The 22964-nt window shown below is 49.2% G+C and carries 20 protein-coding genes and 2 riboswitches; of the genes, 6 read left to right on the top strand and 14 right to left on the bottom strand.

Features of this window, described 5'->3' with window-relative positions; genetic code table 11:
• The 4 genes from I8U17_RS13215 to I8U17_RS13205 all read right to left on the bottom strand — a co-directional run bounded on the left by I8U17_RS13215 (position 1) and on the right by I8U17_RS13205 (position 4516).
• On the bottom strand, positions 1-1947 hold the full coding sequence (locus tag I8U17_RS13215; RefSeq protein WP_198055369.1) for a deaminase domain-containing protein: 1947 nt from the start codon (positions 1945-1947) through the stop codon (positions 1-3).
• Positions 1948-2113: 166 nt separating this feature from the next.
• Positions 2114-2200 carry a hypothetical protein gene (locus tag I8U17_RS18815; RefSeq protein ID WP_370589260.1) on the bottom strand — a complete coding sequence of 29 codons (87 nt, stop codon included), beginning with the start codon at positions 2198-2200 and terminating at the stop codon, positions 2114-2116.
• A gap of 629 nt (positions 2201-2829) precedes the next feature.
• Positions 2830-3048 (bottom strand): helix-turn-helix domain-containing protein, encoded by a 219-nt coding sequence (locus I8U17_RS13210; RefSeq protein WP_198055370.1) that lies wholly within the window; start codon positions 3046-3048, stop codon positions 2830-2832.
• A 268-nt stretch (positions 3049-3316) separates the two neighbouring features.
• Complete coding sequence (locus I8U17_RS13205) at positions 3317-4516, bottom strand: M24 family metallopeptidase (protein WP_033102124.1); 1200 nt, start codon at positions 4514-4516, stop codon at positions 3317-3319.
• Between the two features lie 154 nt (positions 4517-4670).
• Between I8U17_RS13205 and I8U17_RS13200 the strand changes: the two genes are divergently transcribed.
• The 6 genes from I8U17_RS13200 to I8U17_RS13175 all read left to right on the top strand — a co-directional run bounded on the left by I8U17_RS13200 (position 4671) and on the right by I8U17_RS13175 (position 10990).
• Complete coding sequence (locus I8U17_RS13200) at positions 4671-6239, top strand: alkaline phosphatase family protein (RefSeq protein ID WP_198059524.1); 1569 nt, start codon at positions 4671-4673, stop codon at positions 6237-6239.
• 110 nt (positions 6240-6349) lie between these two features.
• A complete protein-coding gene (locus tag I8U17_RS13195) occupies positions 6350-7120 on the top strand; it encodes a hypothetical protein (RefSeq protein ID WP_033102122.1) in 771 nt (256 codons plus the stop codon).
• A 307-nt stretch (positions 7121-7427) separates the two neighbouring features.
• Positions 7428-7772 (top strand): winged helix-turn-helix transcriptional regulator, encoded by a 345-nt coding sequence (locus tag I8U17_RS13190; RefSeq protein ID WP_033102121.1) that lies wholly within the window; start codon positions 7428-7430, stop codon positions 7770-7772.
• A 21-nt stretch (positions 7773-7793) separates the two neighbouring features.
• Entirely contained in the window at positions 7794-8036 is a 243-nt protein-coding gene (locus I8U17_RS13185) for a DNA alkylation repair protein (protein WP_198059523.1), read from the top strand.
• A gap of 113 nt (positions 8037-8149) precedes the next feature.
• Entirely contained in the window at positions 8150-9682 is a 1533-nt protein-coding gene (locus tag I8U17_RS13180; RefSeq protein WP_198055372.1) for a fumarate hydratase, read from the top strand.
• A 393-nt stretch (positions 9683-10075) separates the two neighbouring features.
• Positions 10076-10990 (top strand): DUF1002 domain-containing protein, encoded by a 915-nt coding sequence (locus tag I8U17_RS13175; RefSeq protein WP_033102118.1) that lies wholly within the window; start codon positions 10076-10078, stop codon positions 10988-10990.
• A gap of 81 nt (positions 10991-11071) precedes the next feature.
• Here the strand turns inward: I8U17_RS13175 and sdhB are convergent, their stop codons facing one another.
• The 10 genes from sdhB to I8U17_RS13120 all read right to left on the bottom strand — a co-directional run bounded on the left by sdhB (position 11072) and on the right by I8U17_RS13120 (position 22900).
• Positions 11072-11824, bottom strand: a complete 753-nt coding sequence (sdhB, locus tag I8U17_RS13170; protein ID WP_033102117.1) for a succinate dehydrogenase iron-sulfur subunit — start codon at positions 11822-11824, stop codon at positions 11072-11074.
• Positions 11821-13581 carry a succinate dehydrogenase flavoprotein subunit gene (gene sdhA / locus I8U17_RS13165; protein WP_033102116.1) on the bottom strand — a complete coding sequence of 587 codons (1761 nt, stop codon included), beginning with the start codon at positions 13579-13581 and terminating at the stop codon, positions 11821-11823. The genes sdhB and sdhA overlap by 4 nt, the downstream gene beginning before the upstream one ends.
• Before the next feature lie 16 nt (positions 13582-13597).
• Positions 13598-14248, bottom strand: coding sequence for a succinate dehydrogenase cytochrome b558 subunit (locus I8U17_RS13160; protein ID WP_033102115.1), 651 nt, complete (start codon positions 14246-14248; stop codon positions 13598-13600).
• Between the two features lie 144 nt (positions 14249-14392).
• Positions 14393-15466, bottom strand: coding sequence for a homoserine O-acetyltransferase MetX (gene metX / locus I8U17_RS13155; protein ID WP_198055373.1), 1074 nt, complete (start codon positions 15464-15466; stop codon positions 14393-14395).
• Positions 15467-15573: 107 nt separating this feature from the next.
• Positions 15574-15687: riboswitch (SAM riboswitch) on the bottom strand.
• Between the two features lie 106 nt (positions 15688-15793).
• Positions 15794-16810 carry an ABC transporter ATP-binding protein gene (locus I8U17_RS13150; RefSeq protein WP_033102113.1) on the bottom strand — a complete coding sequence of 339 codons (1017 nt, stop codon included), beginning with the start codon at positions 16808-16810 and terminating at the stop codon, positions 15794-15796.
• Positions 16811-16824: 14 nt separating this feature from the next.
• Positions 16825-17751: an ABC transporter permease gene (locus tag I8U17_RS13145; protein ID WP_033102112.1), complete on the bottom strand. Its 927-nt coding sequence runs from the start codon at positions 17749-17751 to the stop codon at positions 16825-16827.
• 1 nt (position 17752) lies between these two features.
• Entirely contained in the window at positions 17753-18712 is a 960-nt protein-coding gene (locus I8U17_RS13140; protein ID WP_052154403.1) for an ABC transporter permease, read from the bottom strand.
• Positions 18713-18854: 142 nt separating this feature from the next.
• Positions 18855-20117, bottom strand: a complete 1263-nt coding sequence (locus I8U17_RS13135) for an aspartate kinase (RefSeq protein WP_198059532.1) — start codon at positions 20115-20117, stop codon at positions 18855-18857.
• A gap of 123 nt (positions 20118-20240) precedes the next feature.
• Positions 20241-20424, bottom strand: a riboswitch (Lysine riboswitch).
• A gap of 337 nt (positions 20425-20761) precedes the next feature.
• Complete coding sequence (locus tag I8U17_RS13125; protein ID WP_198055376.1) at positions 20762-22234, bottom strand: phytoene desaturase family protein; 1473 nt, start codon at positions 22232-22234, stop codon at positions 20762-20764.
• Between the two features lie 174 nt (positions 22235-22408).
• Complete coding sequence (locus tag I8U17_RS13120) at positions 22409-22900, bottom strand: replication initiation and membrane attachment family protein (RefSeq protein WP_198055377.1); 492 nt, start codon at positions 22898-22900, stop codon at positions 22409-22411.
• Positions 22901-22964: the final 64 nt, after the last annotated feature.

Below are 22964 nucleotides of genomic sequence, written 5' to 3'. Positions count from 1 at the left end.
TCATTTACCTCCAGTTAGTTTTTTATATAAATCGGGATATTTTTTCTTTACTAACTCTGGATACTCTTTAAACACCAACTCCGGAAAATCGTCAATCCCTCTACGAATGAGCTTCCTTCCTTTGCTGTCATACATTTCAATCGTCACATTCGGGTGTTTTATAGCGAATTGCTCAATGACACCCATATATGGCTTTTTATTCCCATCTTTATCATATACATATCGAGTCACTCCACCGCAACTGGGGCAAACATCGTATTCAGAGAAAGCTACGATCTTGTCTGTTTCTTTTCCTGGATTTTTTTCACCCAACAGCTCTGATATTTCACTAAATACTTTTGGTTCTGTATCTTCAGATCGATCAGTGACACCATCTAACCTCTTTTCTCCATTATTTTTTAGAATTTCTGCTATCTTTTCTGGCGTAACATCTTCTTCAAAACCATAGTTTAAATCTTGTCGTGTAAACATCGTCTTAAAATTCACTTGCTTAGAACCTTCCGTCCATCCTTTTAGTAACCCCTCTGGCATACTCCCTGAAAAAGCCTTTAATTGAATCTCTTTGCCACCAATATTCGCTATTGCTGCCAAAAAGTTAGCCGGCCTTTTCCCTTTGGCCTTTTGTTTGAGGACTTTTAATTTTGAAATCACTTCGGGTGAATACTTTTTTTGGAACTCCTTGTCATTCTGCAATGCTGTAATCTCTTCGATTAATTGTTGTCGATCCTTCTTTACCTGTTCATAAAGGCCATGGGTTTGTTGGTTTAACTCTTCAGGAGTCGGTGGTTTGACTGGCGTATACCAACCATTCGAATCTGGTTTATCCTGATATTTAATCACATCTTTTTGTGCAATCTCCGTGACCTTAGGCGGCTTGGCTTCCCCATTTCCACCACCGCCCGTCCCTGCTTTATCCGGCGAATATAAACATTTAATTTCAAAAGAATTTGTAGCTATTGCGAAGTAGCCCGGCATTTGATTGTACGCGAAGCAATTATCCAAATTCTTGACGATCGGAATCTTGGCCAACAACGGTTTGATTGACGCTGTGGCTTTATCGATCACTGGTTGGGCAAAACTGACAACCCCTACCATTCCTGCTCCGAACAAACCGGCGAAAAACGCCATTTTCCAATTGATCTTTCGACCGTGCAACAAATCATCAGAAATGCTGGTTCCCGCACCCTCTACCGAACCGATAAACCCCGCTTTGGAGAAAATCTTTTGAATCGGACTAGGCAGTTTACTGATCAGCTTACCCCCGTATCTAATGAGGGGGCCAAATGCTCGGGATTCCACCAACCAAGTCACCAATCTCCGGCCAACTCCGCTCTCCAATGCTCGAGAAACCCCTCCGGCAATGCCGCCGCCAATCGGGCCGAGCAAACCGCCGATTGCCGCATCCATAAAGGTGTTTTTATCAATTTTCCCACCGTTCATCAAAACACTCATGATAAAAGACAAGGCCACACCGGCCAGAATCTCTTCACCCAAAGGCGGGACCAAACATAACGCAATTCCTACGATTACAACTGCTGTAAAAGCTACATATTCTTTGTATTTTACAATCCAGTCCCAAGCGGATGACAACCCATCTACAACGACTTTCGTGATCTGGTCGCAGACCTTACAAATCCAGTCCCATGCTTCGGAACAGAAGTCCTTTGTTTTATTCCAGGCGCTGGAGACGGCTTCCTTGCTCCATTTCCATACACGAGAAACTGGCTTGGTAATCCAATCCCAAGTTCCATTCTCTTTTTTGGGTGCCTGAGACAATGACGATTCTTTCTCCGGTGCCGGGCCTTGTTGAACCTTTTCAAAATGGTCATTCACTTGGGGAACGTTAAAGCTGCCACCACTGGCATAAACTTCGCCGCTACCCAAAATGCCTACGCTAACAAAGGTTAAGAGAACGATGATCATGAATCGATAAAAATACTTATTCATATGCACCGTTACGGATAATTCATAGTCCGCTCTCCGTAACGGGACTCACCCCTCTCTACCAAAAATGATTCGATATAAGAGCAAAAAAGACAGACTCGACCTTAGGTCAACGCTGTCCAGAGAAATGTTTAAAAGGAAACTGCTTTCTTTGCACAAGAACCCTTGGTTAAGCTTGGTCCGTTTGGCGGAATTTCATGGCGATTTGGGTCAACGCTTGCGAAATGTTATCTAGAAGCTGCACGAAGTTGTCCATATTTCTCTTGGCTTCTTAAAAGTCTTGGAAAAAATGTTGCTTCGTCATCCCACCCCAGTGATCAAGCCCATGGATTCTTGGATCAAGACTATGTATGATTTGTTGGCTTGTTCACGTTTGACCTGACTCTTTTGCTACAGCATCCACTTCATCGGGATTAATCAAAATCCATGAAATCTTAAAACCCCTCTCCAATCTACTAAATTTATATACTTTAAAAGTATACGCAAATATCTATTTTGTTTCTCATATTATTTGTTTTATTTTTGTCCAAATAGGTAATATTTCATATTCAAAAACTATAGTGCTCCATTTTAAAACACGACCGTTTACTGCGATTGATAGAATCAGAGAGGAAATCAGTAAAGCGTTGCGAATGGACCCCAAAGGAAAAAATGATTATCGTCTAGCGAAATTGAAGGGGAACATTTCGCTCGCTGAATTATACCGTCAGCACAATATCAGCGAAACCCTCTATTACCGTTGGAACAATGCTTTAGTCAAGCAAATACCCAATGTAGTACAAAGTTGGGAAACGGGTAAAAGGGGCTCCCATTCCCCTTTCCCCAAATAATCCATACAACAAAAACCCCTGCCTTCTTTGCAAATGCGGCAGGGTCACATGCAGACTATATCTTTAATTCGCCCAATCTTACCAACTCCACTACGGCTTGGGACCGTCCTTTCACATTCAACTTTTGCATGACGTTGCTGATATGGTTACGTACTGTTTTTTCGCTGATGAAGAGTTGTTGGGCTATTTCTTTGGTGGTCTTGTCTTGTACCAGCAGCTCAAAAACTTCCCTCTCCCGGTTTGTTAATAAGGGTTTGCCTTTTTGGTTAGTCAAATGATGCCACCCTTCCTTGCTCGAGCACTTGGAATACAAGGGGTCAGGGACCAGTCAAGTTATATTATGAGCGTGTATTTGTTGTCGTGAAGCGTTACTGAAAATTTAGGCTAAATCCCTTTGTTATTCTCAGTACTGCTGTTAATTTCTCCTTATCTTATGCCCCGGGAGGGGGGGATGTTACGGGGATGACAAGCGGGTAACGACATGATCCGCAAAAAAGCATGGAGGAGGTTCTCCCTCCCCCCCCATGCTCTTTACCATGTTCTTATTTTTCAGGAATGCGGATGATCTCTTCCGGAGCGATGGTGAGCGCTTTCAATCCTTCTGCGGTGACGACGTAGGTATTTTCAATGCCGATGACGCCGCGGCCGGGGAAGGTGAATTTGGGTTCGATGGCGATGACCATGCCTTCTTCAAGCGGTTGATCAAATCCGCGTGCCAGAATGGGCAGTTCGTCCATTTCCAGCCCGACGCCGTGGCCCAAAAATTTGACCTGGTCTCTGCCGTAGCCCATGAAGTTTTCACTCAGTCCCGCTTCTGCGGCCATTTCCAGTGCACGCTGGTAGAGCGCTTGCCAGGGAGTCCCGGGTACGCCCATCCGCTCGGCTTCGCGAATGATGCCAACTGCGATCTGATAGGCACGTTCCAATTCGGGATCGAGGTCACCGATTACGGCCATGCGGGTTTGGTCGATCAGATATCCTTCAACCACGTTACTGATATCTACCAGAATCGGTTCACCAGCCTGGAGCTTTTTGCGGCTGGCGCTTTGCGGACTGGCGATTGACAGCCCCAAACCGCCGGCCGGGCCGTCAAAATAGGTAGGCGTTGCCGCAGCCGATCCGGACGAAACCATGCCCAGGCAAAGCTCCTGGTTATATCCGCGCATCCGAAAAATCCCGATATTTCCTTTCAGGCGCAAGGCATATTCAATTTTGGCGGAAAGCTCCAATTCGGTCATCCCCGGCGCAATGATACCGGGAAGTGACGCGATGATCTCATTTAAATGTTTTCCCGCTTCGCGAATGTGTTTCAGTTCATATTCCGATTTCACTGCGCGAATCTGGCGCAGAGCAAAGGCGATATCTGCCGCTTCGGCTCCGGGAAAGAGGCTGAGATATCGTTTCGCCAGTCCGTACGGCAACACATCCATTTCCAGTCCTATTTTTTTCGGCTGGCCAAACCGGCTGGCGATTTTCTGTCCCAATTCCCGTTGCCGCCCCATTTCGACAACAGGGATCACGGATTCAAAGCTGGCGCGGTCAATGCTTTTCTTCGCATAAAATAACGGTTCACCCGATTGTGGGACATACAGAAGGCCATTTTGCATGGTGCCGGTTAAGTAAAAAATGTCGATATTCTGGGTAATCAGTGCTCCGTCTATCGCAAGGGCACTCAAAGTATTTTGAAAACGCCGGACTCTGGTTTTGATTTCGGTTTCCGGTACTTTGGGCAATGGATGCATGACGGCAACATTCCTTTCCAAATGAATTGGCGGGGAATCGAACCTACTATTAAGTATAACAGAGAACGGAAAAAGCGATGACCCAAAAAACCGTATAACATCACGTCCCCGTGAAAAGACTAGAACTATCTTATGAACAGAGGATGAAATCCAAATGCTCTTAACCTGGTTTTTCCTTATTCTCGCGCTAATTGTCATTGTCTTGCTGTTGGCTGCAAAGCCGCCCGCAGGTGCAGAAAATCGCCCGGAAGAAAAAACGGACCTGGGCGCTTCAACCCGCCCGGTGATTTTAATCGTGATCGATTCTCTGATGGACGCTCCGCTCAGGGAAACGATCCAGGCGGGAAAAGCACCCGCACTAAAATACCTGCGGGATCACGGTCATTATTATCCACGGGTGATCTCTTCTTTTCCAACCATGTCGGCGTGCATTGACACCACGCTGCTCACAGGAATGCCTCCGAGTCGGCACCATATATTCGGACTCACCTATTTTCACAAACAGGAAGGGCGGGTCGTCAACTTCGGTACCGGTCTGAAAGAAACCTTCACGATCGGGTTGAAAAACGTGTTAAAAGATGGCTTGCTCAACTTGAACCAGCATTTTATCAATAAAGAGGTCAAAACGATTCATGAAGAGCTGGCGGTACCGACAGCTTCGGTCAATGCCATCATTATGCGCGGGCCGCATGAGCAAACCCTGACCGTACCATGGATCGCGACTTTGTTGGGCTTGCTGCCCCGCACCATTGCCGCGAAGGCGCCGGCTTTCTTCTCTTTCGGGGCCATGGCCCGCCTCTTCCGTACAAGCAGACCGGCCAGCGGTTTTTTTCGCTACGGCTTTAATGACCGCTACAGCAGCGCTGAATTGGCTTCGCTCATACAGAATGGTCAATTGCCCTTGTTTACCATCGCTTATTTCCCATCCAACGATGATGCGGTTCACAAAAAAGGCCCCCAGGAGATCAAAGGGATTGCAAAGGCCGACGTCGAACTGCAGAAGGTTCTAAGCGCTTTTGGTTCATGGGAAGAAGCGATTCGCAAGGCGACTTTTATTGTGATCGGAGACAGCGGACAAACAGCAATGCTTCCCAACAAGCAAGAGGCTTACATCGATTTGACCAAACTGCTGCATCCGTTTCAGATTATGCCAACAAAAAGAAAGAAACCAAGTGCCCGGGATCAGCTGGTGCTGTGCGTCAACGAGCGGATGGCTTACATTTATTTGATCGATGAAACGCTGACGGTGGAACAAGTGATTCATGTTTTAAAGGAAGAGACAAGACTGGATGTGATCGCTTGGCGGGAACAGGACTGGGTTTACGTGGTCAGCGGAAGTACCGAGGGAAAATTGCAGTTCAAACCAGGCGGAGGATATACGGATACGTATGGACAGGCCTGGGAGATCAGCGGAGATTTGTCCATATTGGACATCCGAATCCAGGAAAATCAAATATTGGAGTTCGGCATCTTCCCCGATGTCTTGTTTCGCCTTTGCAATGTGATGGATACGGGGGAACGGGTTATCGTCGTTACGGCTGCTCCAGGCTATGAGTTGATCGGTGACAGTTCCCCGACGCACAAAGGGGCATGCCACGGTTCACTCCATCATCTGGATTCCATCGTACCGATGATTGTTTGCGGAACCGACTCTTCGCCGGACCATTTTCGCATCATTGATCTGAAAAAATGGATCATTGACATGTTAAGCCAAAAACAATAATGACGGGGCACTGGAGGGAAGAAGCTGGCCGCCGTGTTTTTTCCGTGAGGAATGGGTCAAGCCATATCAATCATACAACTTTATAAAAACGGCAGGAATGGAGGGAAAATGTGAATAAAACTACACCCTCAATCAGGCGGAAACACCTCCATGAAGTAACGTTGGACGATTGTCCCCAACTCCCCCCTTTTTATCTTTTTTTTGCGGAAATGGAACAGGACGAATTATATCCATACCTTTCCAAGGAACAAGTTCCTGCTCTCATCGAACAAGCAATCGCAACAGGCGAACGGATCGCCTCACTCCATGGGAAAAAACGCCCGCTGGGAAGTTTTATCAACCATCTGTTGAAACAAAAAGTGCGGATCAAATTCCTGGAGAAACATTCTGCTGATCCGTCCATCCGGGCCCAGTATATAAAAAAGCCGCCCACCATTGCCATTTACCGCCATTCCCTCAAACAGATCCGTCAGTTTTTTCAAAGAAACGGTGAGGAAGTGCCGGAAGAGGAAATTTGGTTACTGCATTTATATCATGAGTGGTTTCATCATTTGGAAGAAACGAAATACGGGCGGACGGACAAAGTTTTGCCCAAAGTGACGGTGAAGCAAAAAGGGCCTTTTGCCATTAAAAAACCTTTGCAGTGTTTACGTGAGATCGCGGCCCACACCTTTACGCAAACGGTTTTGGGATTATTGTGGTCCCCCCTGCTTTTGGACCATTTATTAACATTCAAAAACAAAGGATGGAGCAACGGACAGATCCGCGAGTATTTCGGAAGGTATAAATCCACCATCGATTCCTTGCTGGAGGAGGCAAAAAAACAGGAAGGCCCCCACGATCCTCAAGATGAACCACTGCCGACGGAGAAAATAATGTAACAAAGATCCACGGGAGTGGATGAGTGTATTTCCGCAGCGACCTGACCGGCATCAAGCGGGATTTTTTTGTGCCGGATTGGGCCAAGCAGTCCTGATCTCCCTTCGGTTCAAACGGACTGCCCCGTCTGACTTTCATCTTGACCAGAGACGAATGCTTTCCGTTTTATTCCCCGGGAAATGCAACGCGTATTGCCAACACCCTGGATTTAACAATTCTTCAAGCCGAATCAAACAACCCGCTTCAAACAAACAGCGAAAGATGCCAAGCCTGCAAACATCTGCTAAGATAATAAGTGAGGTGAGAGGAATGGAACGTTGCATATGCCCGAAGTTTGAAGCGGCAATTGAAATACTCTCCAAAAAATGGACCGGTTTGATTATTCGCGTTTTAATGGAAAAAACCAGACGTTTTCGTGATATTCGTGAACAAATTCCTTTAATGAGCGAGCGGATGCTGGCAGAGAGATTAAAAGAACTGGAAGCGCACGGTATAGTCGAGCGGCGCGTTTATCCAGAAACGCCTGTCCGTATCGAATATGATTTGACTGAAAAAGGGAAAGCACTTGCCCCCGTACTCGATTCCATCCAAGACTGGGCTGAGCAATGGATCGGGGCAGAATTGCATGAAAGCATGACTAGACGGGAAACGTAATGTTGGAGGTGGTTATTTCCAATGCCGTTTCCTTATCTTTGCCCCCATTGTGGCAATAACCGCAGCCGGTTTAACCTGATTGAACAAGTGGTCACCCCTGTCAAAAAAGATGCGCAAACAGGGGAGATCATTGAACAAGTCTCTGACCAGGATCCCTTTCAATACCGCTACCATGGTGAACAATACCGTGTGCAATGCGGAGTATGCGGAATGATTGATTCGGAGGAACTTTTTATTAAAAATGCCCTGCGAAGCTTGAATTAACCTGCTTTTATCCATCCCCCGGTCATCGTTTTGATGATCAGGGGTTTTTTTCATCTTTTAAGGAGCGATATAATAGAGGATGGATAAAAAATGGGAGCAAAGAGGGGTTATTCATGCACGCTTTAAAAGAATCCATTCTGAAACTGATTACCGAAACATCAACCAATTTGCCACCGGATGTCAGGGAAGCCATCCGCTCCGCGCGCGAAAAAGAGAACGCCGGCACCCGCTCCGCACTCGCGCTGGCCACCATCGACCAGAATATCAAAATGGCAGAAGAAAACGTTTCCCCCATTTGCCAGGACACCGGGATGCTCACCTTTAAAATCAAGGTTCCGGTTGGAGTAAATCAACTGAAAATGAGTGAACAAATACGCGAAGCGGTGAAGGAAGCGACAAAATTGGGGAAATTACGCCCCAATTCGGTTGATTCTTTAACAGGCGAAAACAGCGGTGACAACCTTGGTGAAGGCACCCCTGTGATTCAATATGAACAGTGGGAAAAGGATGACATCGAAGTCCGTCTGATCCTGAAGGGAGGCGGCTGCGAAAACAAAAATATCCAATACAGCCTGCCTTGCGAATTGGAGGGGCTTGGACGCGCCGGCCGTGATTTGGACGGAATCCGCAAATGCATCTTGCATGCCGTCTACCAGGCACAGGGGCAAGGATGCAGCGCCGGTTTTATCGGAGTGGGAATCGGTGGAGACCGGACCACCGGTTATGAACTGGCCAAAAAGCAGCTGTTCCGCAGGCTGGATGACACCAATCCCAATCCCTCGCTGGCCCAACTGGAAGACTATATCATGGAAAAAGCCAACACCCTCAGCATCGGAACGATGGGATTCGGTGGAAATGCCACACTGCTGGGATGCAAAATCGGAGCGATCAACCGTATTCCCGCCAGCTTTTATGTATCCGTGGCCTATAACTGTTGGGCTTTCCGCCGCCAGGGCGTTTACCTTGATGCCAATACCGGAGAGATCAAGGACTGGATTTATAAAGATACCGGCAAAAAGCCATCCGTTCAGGCTGAGGAAAAGACAAACCCGGTTGCAAGCGGCCGCAAGGTGGAACTGTCCGCGCCCATTACCGAAGAGCAAATCCGTCAGCTGAGAGTGGGGGACATCGTGATTTTAAACGGTCCCATTCACACCGGGCGGGATGCGCTTCATAAATATCTGATTGACCATGATTCACCCGTCGATTTGCAAGGCGGCGTCATCTACCACTGCGGTCCCGTGATGCTTAAAGACAAAGACGGCAATTGGGAAGTGAAAGCGGCCGGTCCCACCACCAGCATTCGCGAAGAGCCGTATCAAGGGGATATCATCAAAAAATTCGGCGTTCGAGCTGTCATCGGCAAAGGCGGTATGGGACAAAAGACGTTGAAAGCGCTTCAGGAACATGGAGCCGTTTACCTCAATGCGATTGGCGGCGCAGCGCAGTACTATGCCGATTGCATCACCCATGTGGATGGAGTCGACTTTATGGAGTTCGGAATTCCGGAAGCGATGTGGCATTTGCAGGTAAAAGGATTTGCCGCGATTGTGACAATGGATTCACATGGCAACAGCCTTCACGCCGACATCGAAAAAAGTTCGCTTGAAAAATTGGCGGAACTGAAAGAACCGGTTTTCAAATAACACAATCCTGATTGTTTGAACAACCCGAAGATCAACGTAAAACAAAATCGGGAAGGGAGTGGAGCCCGACTGACCGCCCATCAGAAACACAGAAAGGTTGGCAGGGTACCGCTCCCCTTGCCCGCAATGTACTTGGATTTCATTGCCTGAATACTGCTCCCTTGCTGTCTCCCCCTGGGGAAGCAGCTTTTTTTATTGATAAATATAAAGTTCCCTACTTTTTTCTTGTTCACAGATGACGCGGAACACGCTACAATTAGATTTGAGCCGCTTTTTGCTCACCGGATTTTCCCATTTTCGCCGTGAAAAAACATCCGGGTGTGCAGCGGAAATAGCGAAACCCATCTTTTACTTTTCTCGTTTTCTCTTATGAAAAGGGGGATTTCATTTCACATGAAAAAACACTGGAAGAAATTTAGTATTTTGACTCTTTCCTTCATCACGGCCATGACGATGTTGCTACCTTCGCTTGCCTCTGCTGATGCCATTGAAGCGCAGACTGTTGTCACTTTGGGTAAAGACTTGACAGGTACGCAACGTGACAATATCTTGGCAGAAATGGGTGTCGATGAAAATTCCGGCAATGTGCGGATCGTCGATGTGACCAACCAGGAAGAACACCAATATTTAGGGAAATACTTAAGTGATAATGTCATCGGAACCAAAGCGATTTCCTCCGCTAAAATCACGATAAACAACTCCGGAGGCATCTCGGTCAAAACAAAAAACATCACCAATATCACACCCAGCATGTATGCAAATGCCGCGATCACCGCAGGTATCAAAGATGCTGATATTTATGTGACAGCTCCGTTCCGCGTATCGGGAACGGCTGGTCTGACCGGGATCATCAAAGCATTTGAAACGGCAACCGGGCAAAAAATCGATGAAAACAAAAAAGAAGTGGCCAACGAAGAAATCGTCGTCACCTCCCAGCTGGCTGACCAGATCAAAGATCCGAACAAAGCAGTGCAGTTCATCAATAAAGTAAAAGAAGAGGTCTCCGATCAAAAACCGGAAACCCCGCAGGATTATCGTGACATTATCGTTAATGTATCGAACGATTTCAATATTAACCTGAACCAGGAAACCATCAATAACCTTGTTCAATACGCACAGAACTTCAACAAACTTGGAATCGACTGGGATCAAATCAGCAGCCAATTGCAAAGCCTGCGCGGCGACATTAAGGATATCCTGAACTCGGATACGACACAGGGAATTATCGATACGATCTTTGAATGGCTGGGAGATTTCTTCAGCTCGATCGGAGAATTTTTCACCAACGCTTCGGACAAAAAGAATTAATCGAAATGAACGGGAACCACGAATCAGTGGTTCCTTTTTTATACAGAAAAAACCGCCAGCATGTCGCTGACGGCCACTTTCTTAGAAAGACAACCATTTTTTAAACATGTGTTTGGTTGCATCGCGGTTGGACTTGGCAATCGCAGTGGTAAGCGGGATGCCTTTGGGACAGGCACGAACGCAGTTTTGTGAGTTTCCGCATTCTTGCAAACCGCCTTCGCCCAGCAATGCCTCAAGGCGCTCTTCCTTGTTCATGGCCCCTGTCGGGTGGGAGTTGAAGAGCTGGACTTGTCCGACGACAAACGGACCGATAAAATCAGATTTCGTATTGACGTTTGGACAAGCTTCCAGACAGACGCCGCAGGTCATGCACTTGGACAACTCATAACGCCATTGCCGCTCGTTTTCCGCAATGCGCGGCCCCGGACCAAGATCATACGTCCCGTCGATCGGAATCCACGCTTTTACGCGTTTCAGCGCGTTAAACATGCGGCTGCGGTCGACAACCAAATCGCGTACGACCGGGAAAGTTTTCATCGGTTCAACGCGAATCGGCTGTTCCAGTTTATCGATCAAAGCCGTGCACGCCTGACGGGGTTTGCCGTTGATCACCATGGAGCACGCACCGCAAACTTCTTCCAAACAGTTGGATTCCCACTGTACCGGAGACACTTTTTCGCCTTTGGAATTGACCGGATTGCGCTGAATTTCCATTAACGCGGAAATAAGATTCATGTTTTTTCGATAAGGGATTTTAAACTCTTCTTTGTACGGCTTTCCATCCGGACCGTCCTGCCGTGTGACGATGAGGTGTACAAATTGTTGTTCGCTCATTGTTTTTTGTTCCCTCCCTTATCCACATCATAGCGACGCGGACGAGGCTTGATCAGAGAAATGTCGACCGGTTCATACTCAAATTCAGGACCTTCCGGAGTGAATTTCGCCTTGGTTGTTTTCAGCCACTCTTCATCGTTACGATCAGGGAAATCAGGTTTATAGTGAGCCCCGCGGCTTTCATTCCGGTTGTAGGCACCAATGGTGATGACGCGGGCCAGTTGCAGCATGTTCCACAGCTGGCGGGTAAACGATGCTGCGCTGTTGCTCCATTTGCTGGTATCAACCATGCTGATATTCTGATAGCGCTCCATCAGTTCCTGGATCTTTTCATCCGTTTTCTTCAAGCGGTCGTTGTAACGCACGATGGTCACGTTGTTGGTCATCCATTCGCCCAGTTCCTTGTGCAGAACATATGCATTCTCGGTCCCGTCCATTTTGAGGATGTTTTCGTATTTTTCCTCTTCGGCTTTCACTTGGGACTCAAACTGGCTGGCATCAATTGAATCAATGTGTTTGTCAAGGCCACGCACATATTCGATCGCTTTCGGGCCAGCCACCATTCCGCCGAAAATGCTGGACAGGAGCGAGTTTGCGCCCAGACGGTTCGCCCCGTGATACTGATAATCGCATTCGCCGGCTGCAAACAGGCCGGGGATGTTGGTCATTTGGTTATAATCAACCCACAATCCGCCCATCGAGTAGTGAACGGCAGGGAAAATTTTCATCGGGACTTTGCGCGGGTCCTCTCCCATGAATTTCTCATAAATCTCAATAATACCGCCGAGTTTGATATCCAATTCTTTCGGATCTTTGTGCGAGAGGTCCAGATAGACCATGTTTTCGCCGTTGATCCCCAGTTTCATATCCACACACACTTTAAAAATGGCGCGTGTGGCAATGTCACGCGGTACCAGGTTTCCATAGGCTGGATACCACTCTTCGAGGAAATACCACGGTTTTCCGTCCTTATAGGTCCAGACGCGTCCGCCTTCTCCCCGGGCCGATTCCGACATCAGGCGAAGTTTGTCATCTCCCGGAATCGCTGTCGGGTGAATCTGGATAAACTCGCCGTTGGCATAATAAGCCCCTTGCTGATAAACAGCGCTCGCCGCCGTACCGGTATTGATCATGGAGTTGGTCGATTTACCAAAGATAATTCCCGGTCCGCCGGTCGCCAGAATGACCGCATCTGCCGGGAATGCCACAATTTCACTGCTTCTTAAATTTTGCGCAACAATCCCCCGACATACTCCTGCGTCATCCTGCAAAATTCTCAGAAACTCCCAATACTCATATTTAGTAACGCGTCCTTCCACTTCGTAGCGGCGCACTTGTTCATCAAGCGCATACAAAAGCTGCTGCCCGGTGGTTGCACCCGCGTAGGCAGTACGGTGGTGTTTGGTTCCGCCAAAGCGACGGAAATCGATCAACCCTTCCGGTGTGCGGTTGAATGGCACACCCATCCGGTCCATCAGATAAATGATTCCCGGTGCCGCTTCGCACATCGCTTTTACCGGCGGTTGGTTTGCCAAAAAGTCGCCGCCGTAGATCGTATCATCGAAGTGTTCCCACGGGGAGTCCCCTTCTCCTTTGGTATTCACAGCACCATTGATGCCTCCCTGTGCACACACGGAGTGAGAGCGCTTTACGGGGACAAGGGAAAAGAGTTGAACATCGGCGCCTGCTTCAGCCGCCTTGAGCGTAGCCATTAAACCGGCCAGCCCGCCGCCTACAACAATGATTTTTTCATTCATTGGCATGTGCTCCCTTCTAATGCTGTGCCAATTGTTGGATGAATTCTGGTCTTGCAAATGCTAACAGCGAAGACACACCCATGTAGGAAACGATCACGAAAACAACGCCCCAGACCCAGGTGGATACCCTTTGTGCGCGCGGTCCGACCGTTACCCCCCAGCTGACGAGAAACGCCCACATTCCATTGCTGAAGTGGAAGACGGCGGAGATCAATCCGATCAGGTACAGGGTCAGGAAAACCGGATTTTGCAGGATCGTTGCCATGAGTTCCGCCAGTTGTTCCGCTGTCAAATGATCCAGCGCCACATGAACCCGCGTTTCCCAGACGTGCCAAATGACGAAAATCAACGTGATCACGCCGGTAACCCGTTGCAGAAGGAACATCCAGTTGCGGAATGTACCAAAGTTCCCCACATTGTTTTTCGCCCGAAAAGCGATATACAAACCGTAAATCCCGTGATACAAAAGAGGCAAGAAAATAAAAACGATTTCCAGAACAGTTAAGATGGGAATATGCCAAAGCCACTTAACCTGCTCTACAAAAGCGCCTGCCCCTTTGGTGGCGTAATAGTTGGTATACAAGTGTTCAAGTAAAAAAAAGCCCACCGGTATTACGCCCAGCAACGAGTGTATCCGACGGTTGAAAAAACTGCGTTGCGTGCTCATCTTTTGCCTCCAATCCAGGTCATAATCGCAGTAAAGAGAATTGAAAACTCTTCCAAAATAACAATAATAGAAAAGGGTTTCAACTCGGTATTTATTTTACTCCCGAAATGGAAGTACCGTCAAGGAACCATCAAGGGGGGGAAACTAGCCGCTTACCTCCAAAAATTGCCGTATTTTGGGGCCAAATTGGTTAAATTCCACCAAAAAGGCATCATGTCCGTAATATGATGAAAATTCATGGTAAACTGCGTTTTTCCCTTTATTTAAACAAAGCTGATGAAAGGAACGCTGCTGCCTGACCGGAAAATACATATCTTCCGTAATCCCGATCGTTAAGATCCTGGCGCGGATCATCTCGACTGCTTTCTCGATTCCACCGCGTCCCCGCCCGATATCATGCCCGTCCATTGCGGAAAGAAACAGGAGATAGGAATTGGCATCAAACCGGCTGACCAGTTTTTCACCTTGGTACCGCAAATAGCTCTCAACCTGCAAATAAGGATTTTCTTCTCCCTCCCGGCGGAAGCGCCGTTCAAATAAATCTTCGGTCCGGTAAGTGACCATGCCCACCATGCGTGCCGTCGATAACCCGTTGAGGGGGCCGGAACCCGGGTAATAATCCCCGCCTTGCCACTGCGGATCCAGCATGATCGCCCGGCGCCCGATTTCGTTATGAGCCATCGACAGCGAGGACAAGGTTGCCCCGGTCGCAATCGGAATGCAGGCGTCCATAAAGTCGGGGTACATCACCGCCCATTCGAGGGCCAGCATGCCTCCCATCGATCCCCCGATCACCGCTTTCACGTGTCTGATCCCCAATTTTTCAAGGCAAATATATTGGGCCTTGACCATATCCCGGATGGTCACTTTGGGAAAACGGCTTCCATAAGGAGTGCCTGTCTCCGGATGGGGTGAGGAAGGCCCCGTGCTCCCGTTGCACCCGCCGAGCGTGTTCATGGTGATCACTGCATACCGCTGCGTGTCGATATAGCCTCCAGGCCCGATCAAGCCGTCCCACCAGCCCGGTGACTGTTCATCCCCGACGGTGTGAGTATCCCCCGTCAATGCATGACAAACGACAATCACGTTATCCTTTTCAAGCGTCCATTTTCCCGCCAGCTCGTACGCCACTTCCACCTCAGCGAGTTTTTCACCGGACTCCAATTGCAGCGAACCGATTTTTTCTGTATTTTTCCGGCTGATGGCCCGTGTCAACATCCTCATTCCTCCAATGATTTTAGGTAAAAGACCTATGTCATGAAAACAGAAAACCCTCTTCAAAAAGAAGAGGGCTTCTTTGCTCACGCTATTTATCTTCAAGCCTCTTCTCATCTCTCAGAACGATTCTGCGTTCTGCAGGAATTGGCACCAACCGCTAATGATCATAGCGAGGTTGCCGGGCTTCATCGGGCCAGTCCCTCCGCCACTCTGGATAAGAAGAATTTTCAATTTTTCTTCATTCATCATTCTGATCATATCGCCAAACTGCCCGGGTGTCAAGCTGCTGTCTCTCAATCGGAGAAATGCACTGCCTTTTCGGGAAACTCAGCCGATGATTCGCTTTTTCCTCTCTACCGATGGCGCAGCCGGGTCTTCCAGCCAGCAAAAAACCTGATGGGTGGAGGTAATCTGGGTGACCGGCGGCATTTCTTCATGACAGATATTCATGGCATGAGGACAGCGGTCGGCAAATGGACAACCGGCTGGAGGAGAGAACAAGTCGGGGGGCGAGCCGGGAATCGGTTCCAGATGCCGGTCACGCGGCAGATCCAAGCGTGGCATGGAATCAAGTAATCCCCAGGTGTAGGGATGGCGCGCATCCGCAAATATTTCTTCCACCCCGCCGGTTTCCACCAGCCGTCCCCCGTACATCACCGCAACGCGATCTGCGGTTTCCGCGACAACCCCCAGATCATGCGTGATGAGAATAATCGCCGTATCCGTTTCCCGCTGAAGTTTTTTCATCAGCTCCAGGATCTGGGCCTGAATCGTAACATCCAGTGCCGTCGTCGGTTCGTCGGCGATCAGGACTTGCGGATTGCAAGCGAGGGCCATGGCGATCATCACCCGCTGGCGCATTCCGCCGCTAAATTCGTGCGGGTATTGCGTCAATCTTTTTTCCGGATTGGGAATTCCGACCAATTTCAGCATTTCCACCGCTTTTTCTTTCGCTTCGGTCACGCCCGTCTGCTGATGCCAGCGGATCCCTTCAATAATCTGTCTTCCCACGGTCATGGTCGGATTTAAGGAAGTCATCGGATCCTGAAAAATCATCGCGATCTTTGAGCCACGGATTTGAAACATTTCCCGCTCGGAGAGTTTTGTCAAATCCTTGCCGTCAAACATGATTTTCCCCTGCTTGATCCGGCCCGGGGGATCAGGGATGAGCCGCATCAGCGACAAGGCGGTGACGCTTTTGCCGCTGCCCGATTCACCGACTACCGCCAGCATCTCCCCTTTGTGCAAGGCAAAAGTAACACCGCGGACCGCCTGCACTTCCCCGCCGTCCACCTGAAACGAAATGTGCAAATCGCTTACCTCCAAAAGCGGATTCGTCCCCATTTTTCTCTTCCTTTCTATTTGCGCATCTTCGGATCAAGCGCGTCACGCAGTCCGTCACCGAGGGCGTTAAAAGCAAGCATTGTGATACAGAGGAACAACGAGGGAAAAAAGAGGCGCCACCATTCACCGGAAAGAATCGTGATCAGTGAATCGTTGATCATCGTTCCCCAGCTGGCAATCGGTGCCTGGACACCCAATCCCAAAAAACTTAAAAACGCTTCGGCAAAGATGGCCGACGGGACGGTCAAGGTGAGCATGATGATGATCGGGCCCATGGCATTCGGAATCAGATGCTTGAACAAAATCCGTTTTGTACCGGCTCCGAGAGTCCGGGCGGCCAGCACAAACTCCTGTTCTTTCAACTGAAGAACCTGTCCCCTTACCAAGCGGGCCATATTCAGCCATCCGGTCACGGTCAGCGCGAGAATAATCGTTCCCAACCCCGGCGGCATGACCACCATGAGCAAAATGACCGTCAATAAATAAGGCAGTCCCCATAAAATATCAACGATTCGCATCATCACTTCATCGGTTCTCCCTCCCCGATAACCGGCAATCCCTCCATAGATCACCCCGATCAGCAGATCGATCAATGCGGCCATCAGCCCGATCGTCAGGGAGATTCGTCCCCCTTCGCAGACGCGGACAAAAACATCCCGCCCCAAATCGTCCGTCCCGAACCAATGCTCGCCGGAAGGTTCCAGATTGATGCCGTCTTTCAAGTTTTGATCACTGTAATCATAAGGGGAGATCATCGGACCGAAAATGGACATCAGGGCGATCAGCAATATCAGGACAAGTCCGGTCATCGCCAGAATGTTTTTTCTCAGCCTCCGCCAAACATCCTGCCAATAGGTTGTATGCGGGCGGCTGATCTTTTCCAGTTCGGTACGCGACCGGACAGAGGGAAGAAAACGCGTTTGATCGGTTGCCGGTTCCACTTTACCTCTCCCCCTTTTTCGTGATCTGAATCCGCGGATCAATCCAGCCGTAAGCGAGATCCACCAGAAAGTTGACAAAGATGAGCAAGGCGGAATAAAACAGGGTGATGCCCATGATCATCGGATAATCGCGATTGGAAATGCTGTCGACAAAATACCGGCCGATTCCCGGCATGGAAAAAATGTTTTCAATTACAAAGCTGCCTGTCAATACCCCTACGGAAATCGGGCCGAGAATTGTCACCACCGGCAAGATGGAATTGCGCAGGGTATGCCGCAAAATCACCCGGCCGGGTGGCAGCCCTTTGGCCCGGGCGGTCCGGATATAATCCTGGGTCAGCACTTCCACCATGCTCGCGCGCATTAACCGCGTTATGGTCGCCAGCGGTAAGGCCGCCAGGGTGATGGTCGGCATGATGGTCGAGGTGAATCCCTCCCATCTGGCCACGGGCAGCAATTCCCATTCGACTCCCAGATACTTCTGGAGCAGGGGAGCCAACACAAAACTGGGAATCGAAATCCCCAGGACGGCCATAACCATTGCCGCATAGTCCGTCAAGCGATTTTGCCGAAGGGCGGCCACTGCGCCGAGAATGACGCCGGCAATGATGGCCACGACCAGCGCTTGTGCTCCCAGTTGCGCGGAAACCGGAAAACCGTCAGCAATAATGTCATTCACCGTCCGGGTCTGATCTTTTATCGAAAATCCCAAATCAAAGGTGAGTAAATCCTTCATATACACCAAATATTGAACCGAAACGGGTTCATCCAGGTGATAGTACGCCCGCAGGTTGTGAAGCACTTCTTCCGGAAGTTTTTTATCGCTTGAAAAAGGGTCTCCCGGAATCGCTTTCATCATGAGAAAGGTGATGGTCGCAATTACCCACAGCGTAACCACCATCTGAACAATGCGGCCCAAAATGTAGCGCAGCAAGCTTTCCACCTCCAAGGCAACGGGCATCTGAATAAAAAAATATTTTCATATATAATGCAATTTCTTAATCATTTTAATCATCCCTTAAACAATTGTTTTCAGTCAAGCCGATTCCATAAAAAAACCGGCAGGTTCACCTGCAACCAGGTGAATGCCGGTCAAATGATCTTTACACAACGGAAGGGTTTAATTCTTTTTTTCCCGACGCCGTTTCCTTGTGCCCATCCAGCCCAAACGCAGTGTGAAGCCGCTGAACCGCCGTTTTTGCAAGTTCACGGTCAATTACGCACGAGATTTTGATTTCAGATGTGGAAACCATTTTGACCCGGACTCCGGCTTCACTCAAGCAGGAAAACATTTTGGCGGCAACCCCCGGCTTGGTCATCATGCCTACCCCTACCGCTGATACCTTGGCCAAACCGGACTCCGCCAAAATTTTGACAAAGTTCAGCTCCTCTTTAGCGCTTTGCAGAACCCGCTCTGCTTCCGCTCCCTCGTTTTCGGCGACGCTGAAGGCGACATCGATGGTTTCCTGATCATGTTCACTTTGCACGATAATATCCACATTGATGTGCGCGTCGGCCAGAAGACTGAACAACCGGGTTAATGTATGTTCATGGTTGGGCAATCCCAATACTTTAATCCTGGCCACATTGAGATCGTGAGCGATCCCTCTCACATTTAATTCCTGTTCCATTGTGCTTTCCTCCTTCACCCAAGTTCCCGGTTCATCGACAAAGCTGGAGCGCACGATCAGATCAACCTGATTGATGAGCGCTGCCTCGACGGAACGGGGATGCAGCACCCCCGCGCCCAAATGCGCCAGCTCCAGCATCTCTTCATACGAGATCTCTTCCATCTTTCTCGCGCTGGGAACAATCCGGGGATCAGCCGTAAAGACGCCGGTGACATCAGTATAAATCTCGCAATACTCTGCTTTCAGGGCCGCCGCCAAGACCACCGCAGTCGTGTCGGAACCTCCGCGCCCGAGCGTCGTGATCTCGCTGTTTGGGGAGAGCCCCTGGAAACCGGCCACGACAACCACTTCGCCCCGATTCAGGCAGTTCAGAATCGCATCCGTGTTCACATGGCGAACCATCGCTTTCCCGTGAACGTGATCGGTTTCAATCCCGGCCTGCCATCCCGTCATCGAACGGGCCTTCAGCCCCTTTTCCTGCAGTGCCATCGACAGCAAGGCGATGCTCACTTGCTCCCCCGTCGTCAAGAGCATGTCCATCTCCCTAGGTGAAGGATTTTCACTGATTTCTTTCGCCATTGCGACAAGCTGGTCTGTTGATTTCCCCATGGCCGAAACCACGACTACGCACTGGTGTCCTTTTGCCGCCGTTTTCGCAACGATCTCTGCCACGGCACGAATGCGCTCGATGCTGCCGACTGAGGTGCCGCCAAATTTTTGCACGACGATGCTCATTGTTCCTCTCCTCTCTGCTCGGTACTCGCTCATCCACTACTCTCCTGAAAAAAAACAGAAGGCCACAGCAGAGAGTCGCTAGCTGTCGCCTTGTACCTACCAATGCTCCAGTTCGCTCGTTCCCTGCGGATTAGCGCTCCACAAAAGCAGTGGCTTCTGTGACAATACCGCCCCTGTTCGGGCACGGTACCAGCCTGCTTCGGGCCGGCAACCCAAAACAAACTTCGGCGGCATTTTCCTTTCCCTGTCCTTCCTCGTCCCCGAACTCCAGACAAGTACTGATAAAAGCCGCACCTCTATTCCACATGATCAGCGAGTCATTTCATTTCAATTGTTGTTCAGATGATAACATATCCAATATTTATACGCAATAATAGAATTTTGGTCTCATTTATTTCCTTTTCCCTGTCGATCCCATCAGCGGCGCTCACGTGCAAACGGCAGCAAATATCACCGCAGAATGTTTGGATCGGGGCAAGTCTCAAGCGATTTTGCAAGATGCTTTTCCATGAAAGCAACTTTCGGTTCCGGTTTCAGGGCCGCCTCCAATCACCGGCGCTCGATTTTTTCCGGCAGCATGTGTGTCCACGAGTGATCCTCAGCAAAAATGAATAATCATGCACATCATCTTATAAAAGCTGCACTCACCTGACTGCTCCGGCTCTCATTTCCCCCTTCCAATCCTCCTCGATCCGCTTTGCCGTCCGAATACCACCCAATGCGGCAAAGGAAGGATCTTCGGCAAAATCGGCCACAGAACTCGTATAGTAAAGCCCTTTTATCTGCCGGTCCCGGATCGGATCGTGGAACCGGGGCCGGAAACGACGGACCATTTTCCCGGGCGATACCGCCTCCTGCGTACCAATCCGTAAATCCAACTCATCCGGCCCATATACCTCTTCCACTTCCAAGGATTCCTCCAATCCTTTCAACCCCCACACCTTTTCCAGCAGAAAAAGCAAAAGATCGCGATAAGCGGTGTAAGACGGCTTCTCATTGTCCATCTTCCGAAGCGGCACGTTCACCTTCACATGCAAACGGCTTTCCGTCGCCACTCTCCCCTGTCCGGAAGCAGATGGATTCCCCACATAGATAATGGGCGACTCCGTCCATCTTTGCTGATCAAACAAGTCAATATCATGCCGCCAGTAATCGCTCGGATAAAAATAATTGTGATGGTGCAAAAAAGGAAACGGCTGCTTGACGCCCCACAGGCAGAGAAAAGCGGAACTGCCCGGCTGGTCTGAGTGCTTGACCTTCGTTCGTTCGAGCAATTCCGTTTGTGTCTGTATATTGTCAACGGCGGAAACCACCAATTGCGCGCTCCAGTTCTCTTCTTTTGCCCGGACCCCTGCCACATGGCTGCCGGAGACAAGAATCCTTTCCACCGGACAGTTCAGATGAATCGCAACCCCCAGCGATCTGGCCCGTTTCTCCAACAGCTCAATCAACCGGCCGCTCCCCCCTTCCACAAAACAGGTTCCTTGCACCAGATGCAAATAAGCGATAAAGGAAAGAAACGAAGGGGCTTCATAGGGTGAAACCCGGCCGCCGGTCACCAAACGATTCATCATGGCAATCAAACGGGGATCTGAGAAAAAGCGGCGATGAAACGAGTCGAGGGAAACAAAAGGATGAATGGAAAACCACGCTTTGAGCCACTTCGCCGAAAACCGTTTACCGCCCTGCCCTCCGCTCTCTTCCAGCATCCACTCTTCCACCGTCTCATAGAGCCGGCCTGTTTCTGTGAGATAATCGAGAAACCCCTGCCGGTCCTCCGGTGAAAACCCGTCCAGCTGTTCAGCCATAATATCAGGGTCTGCCGATAAATCAACAATGGTTTTGTTATAAAAAAAATGGCGGCTGTTGACCTCAAGCGGAACAAAGGGCAATGGCTCAGACTCTCCTGACTGACGCATGAAGCGTTCAAAAACCCAGGGCATCAGAACCGTTGAGGAACCCGTATCGAAAAAGTAATCCCCCGCCTGCACAGAGCGAAATCTCCCGCCCAAGGCCGCTTCTTTTTCAAAGAGCGTCACTTTTACTCCGCGGGCGGCTAACTGGATGGCCGTAACAAGTCCCGCTACTCCCCCTCCGATCACCACTCCCGTTCTCATCATTCTTTCCTTCCTTTCCTGCATAGTCGATGAGTTCAAGATAGAAAATTTCTATATCCTCTTATGGCGTTCTGCAAAAAGCAAAAAAAACCTTCGCCTGGGCAACCCTCTCCATAAAGCAAAAAAGACCGCTATGCAAAGTTGAACATAACGATCGTTGGATTTGGCTTTCCGTTATTTAAACAAATCTGTCAATTGCCCCAACTGGCTTTCGATGCGGTCCAGCTGTTTTTGAATCTGCTGGAACCGGATATTCACTTCCTGGCGCACTTCATGAAGTTGTCTGGCAATCAGGGCGATATTGGTCTCCACATATTCAGAGTTAAAACTGTCGAAATTTCGCGTTTTCTGTCTGTTCCCGGTTTTGCTTTGCCTGGAATCTGCCTGCAGATAAGCAAAAACATCCTGCGCGGTTCGCACCATTGCCGCCCCCAGCCGCTCTGCCATGTTCATCACATGGGAACGAACGATTTTATAATCATTTTCCTCCAGGCATACCTGAAACAAAGCATTGATCACACCATTGGAGAAAGCATAATTTTTTTTCAGGTCATAAACCAACTGGCCCAGCGGTTTGGCAACAGGCTGTCCGCCTGTGAACTGGCCCAAAAATTCAAGCGGATCCATCGTCTCCAGTTTATGTAGCTGCTTATCTGATCCTGTCATGGCAACCTCCCGGCAAAATGGTTTAATTCTATTATACCAGCGGGCAAAAGGAAAAAGTTTCAGA

This window comes from Thermoactinomyces sp. CICC 10521, from assembly GCF_016055135.1.
Lineage (GTDB): Bacteria > Bacillota > Bacilli > Thermoactinomycetales > Thermoactinomycetaceae > Thermoactinomyces_A > Thermoactinomyces_A daqus.
This window is presented reverse-complemented; position numbering and strand designations above follow the sequence as displayed.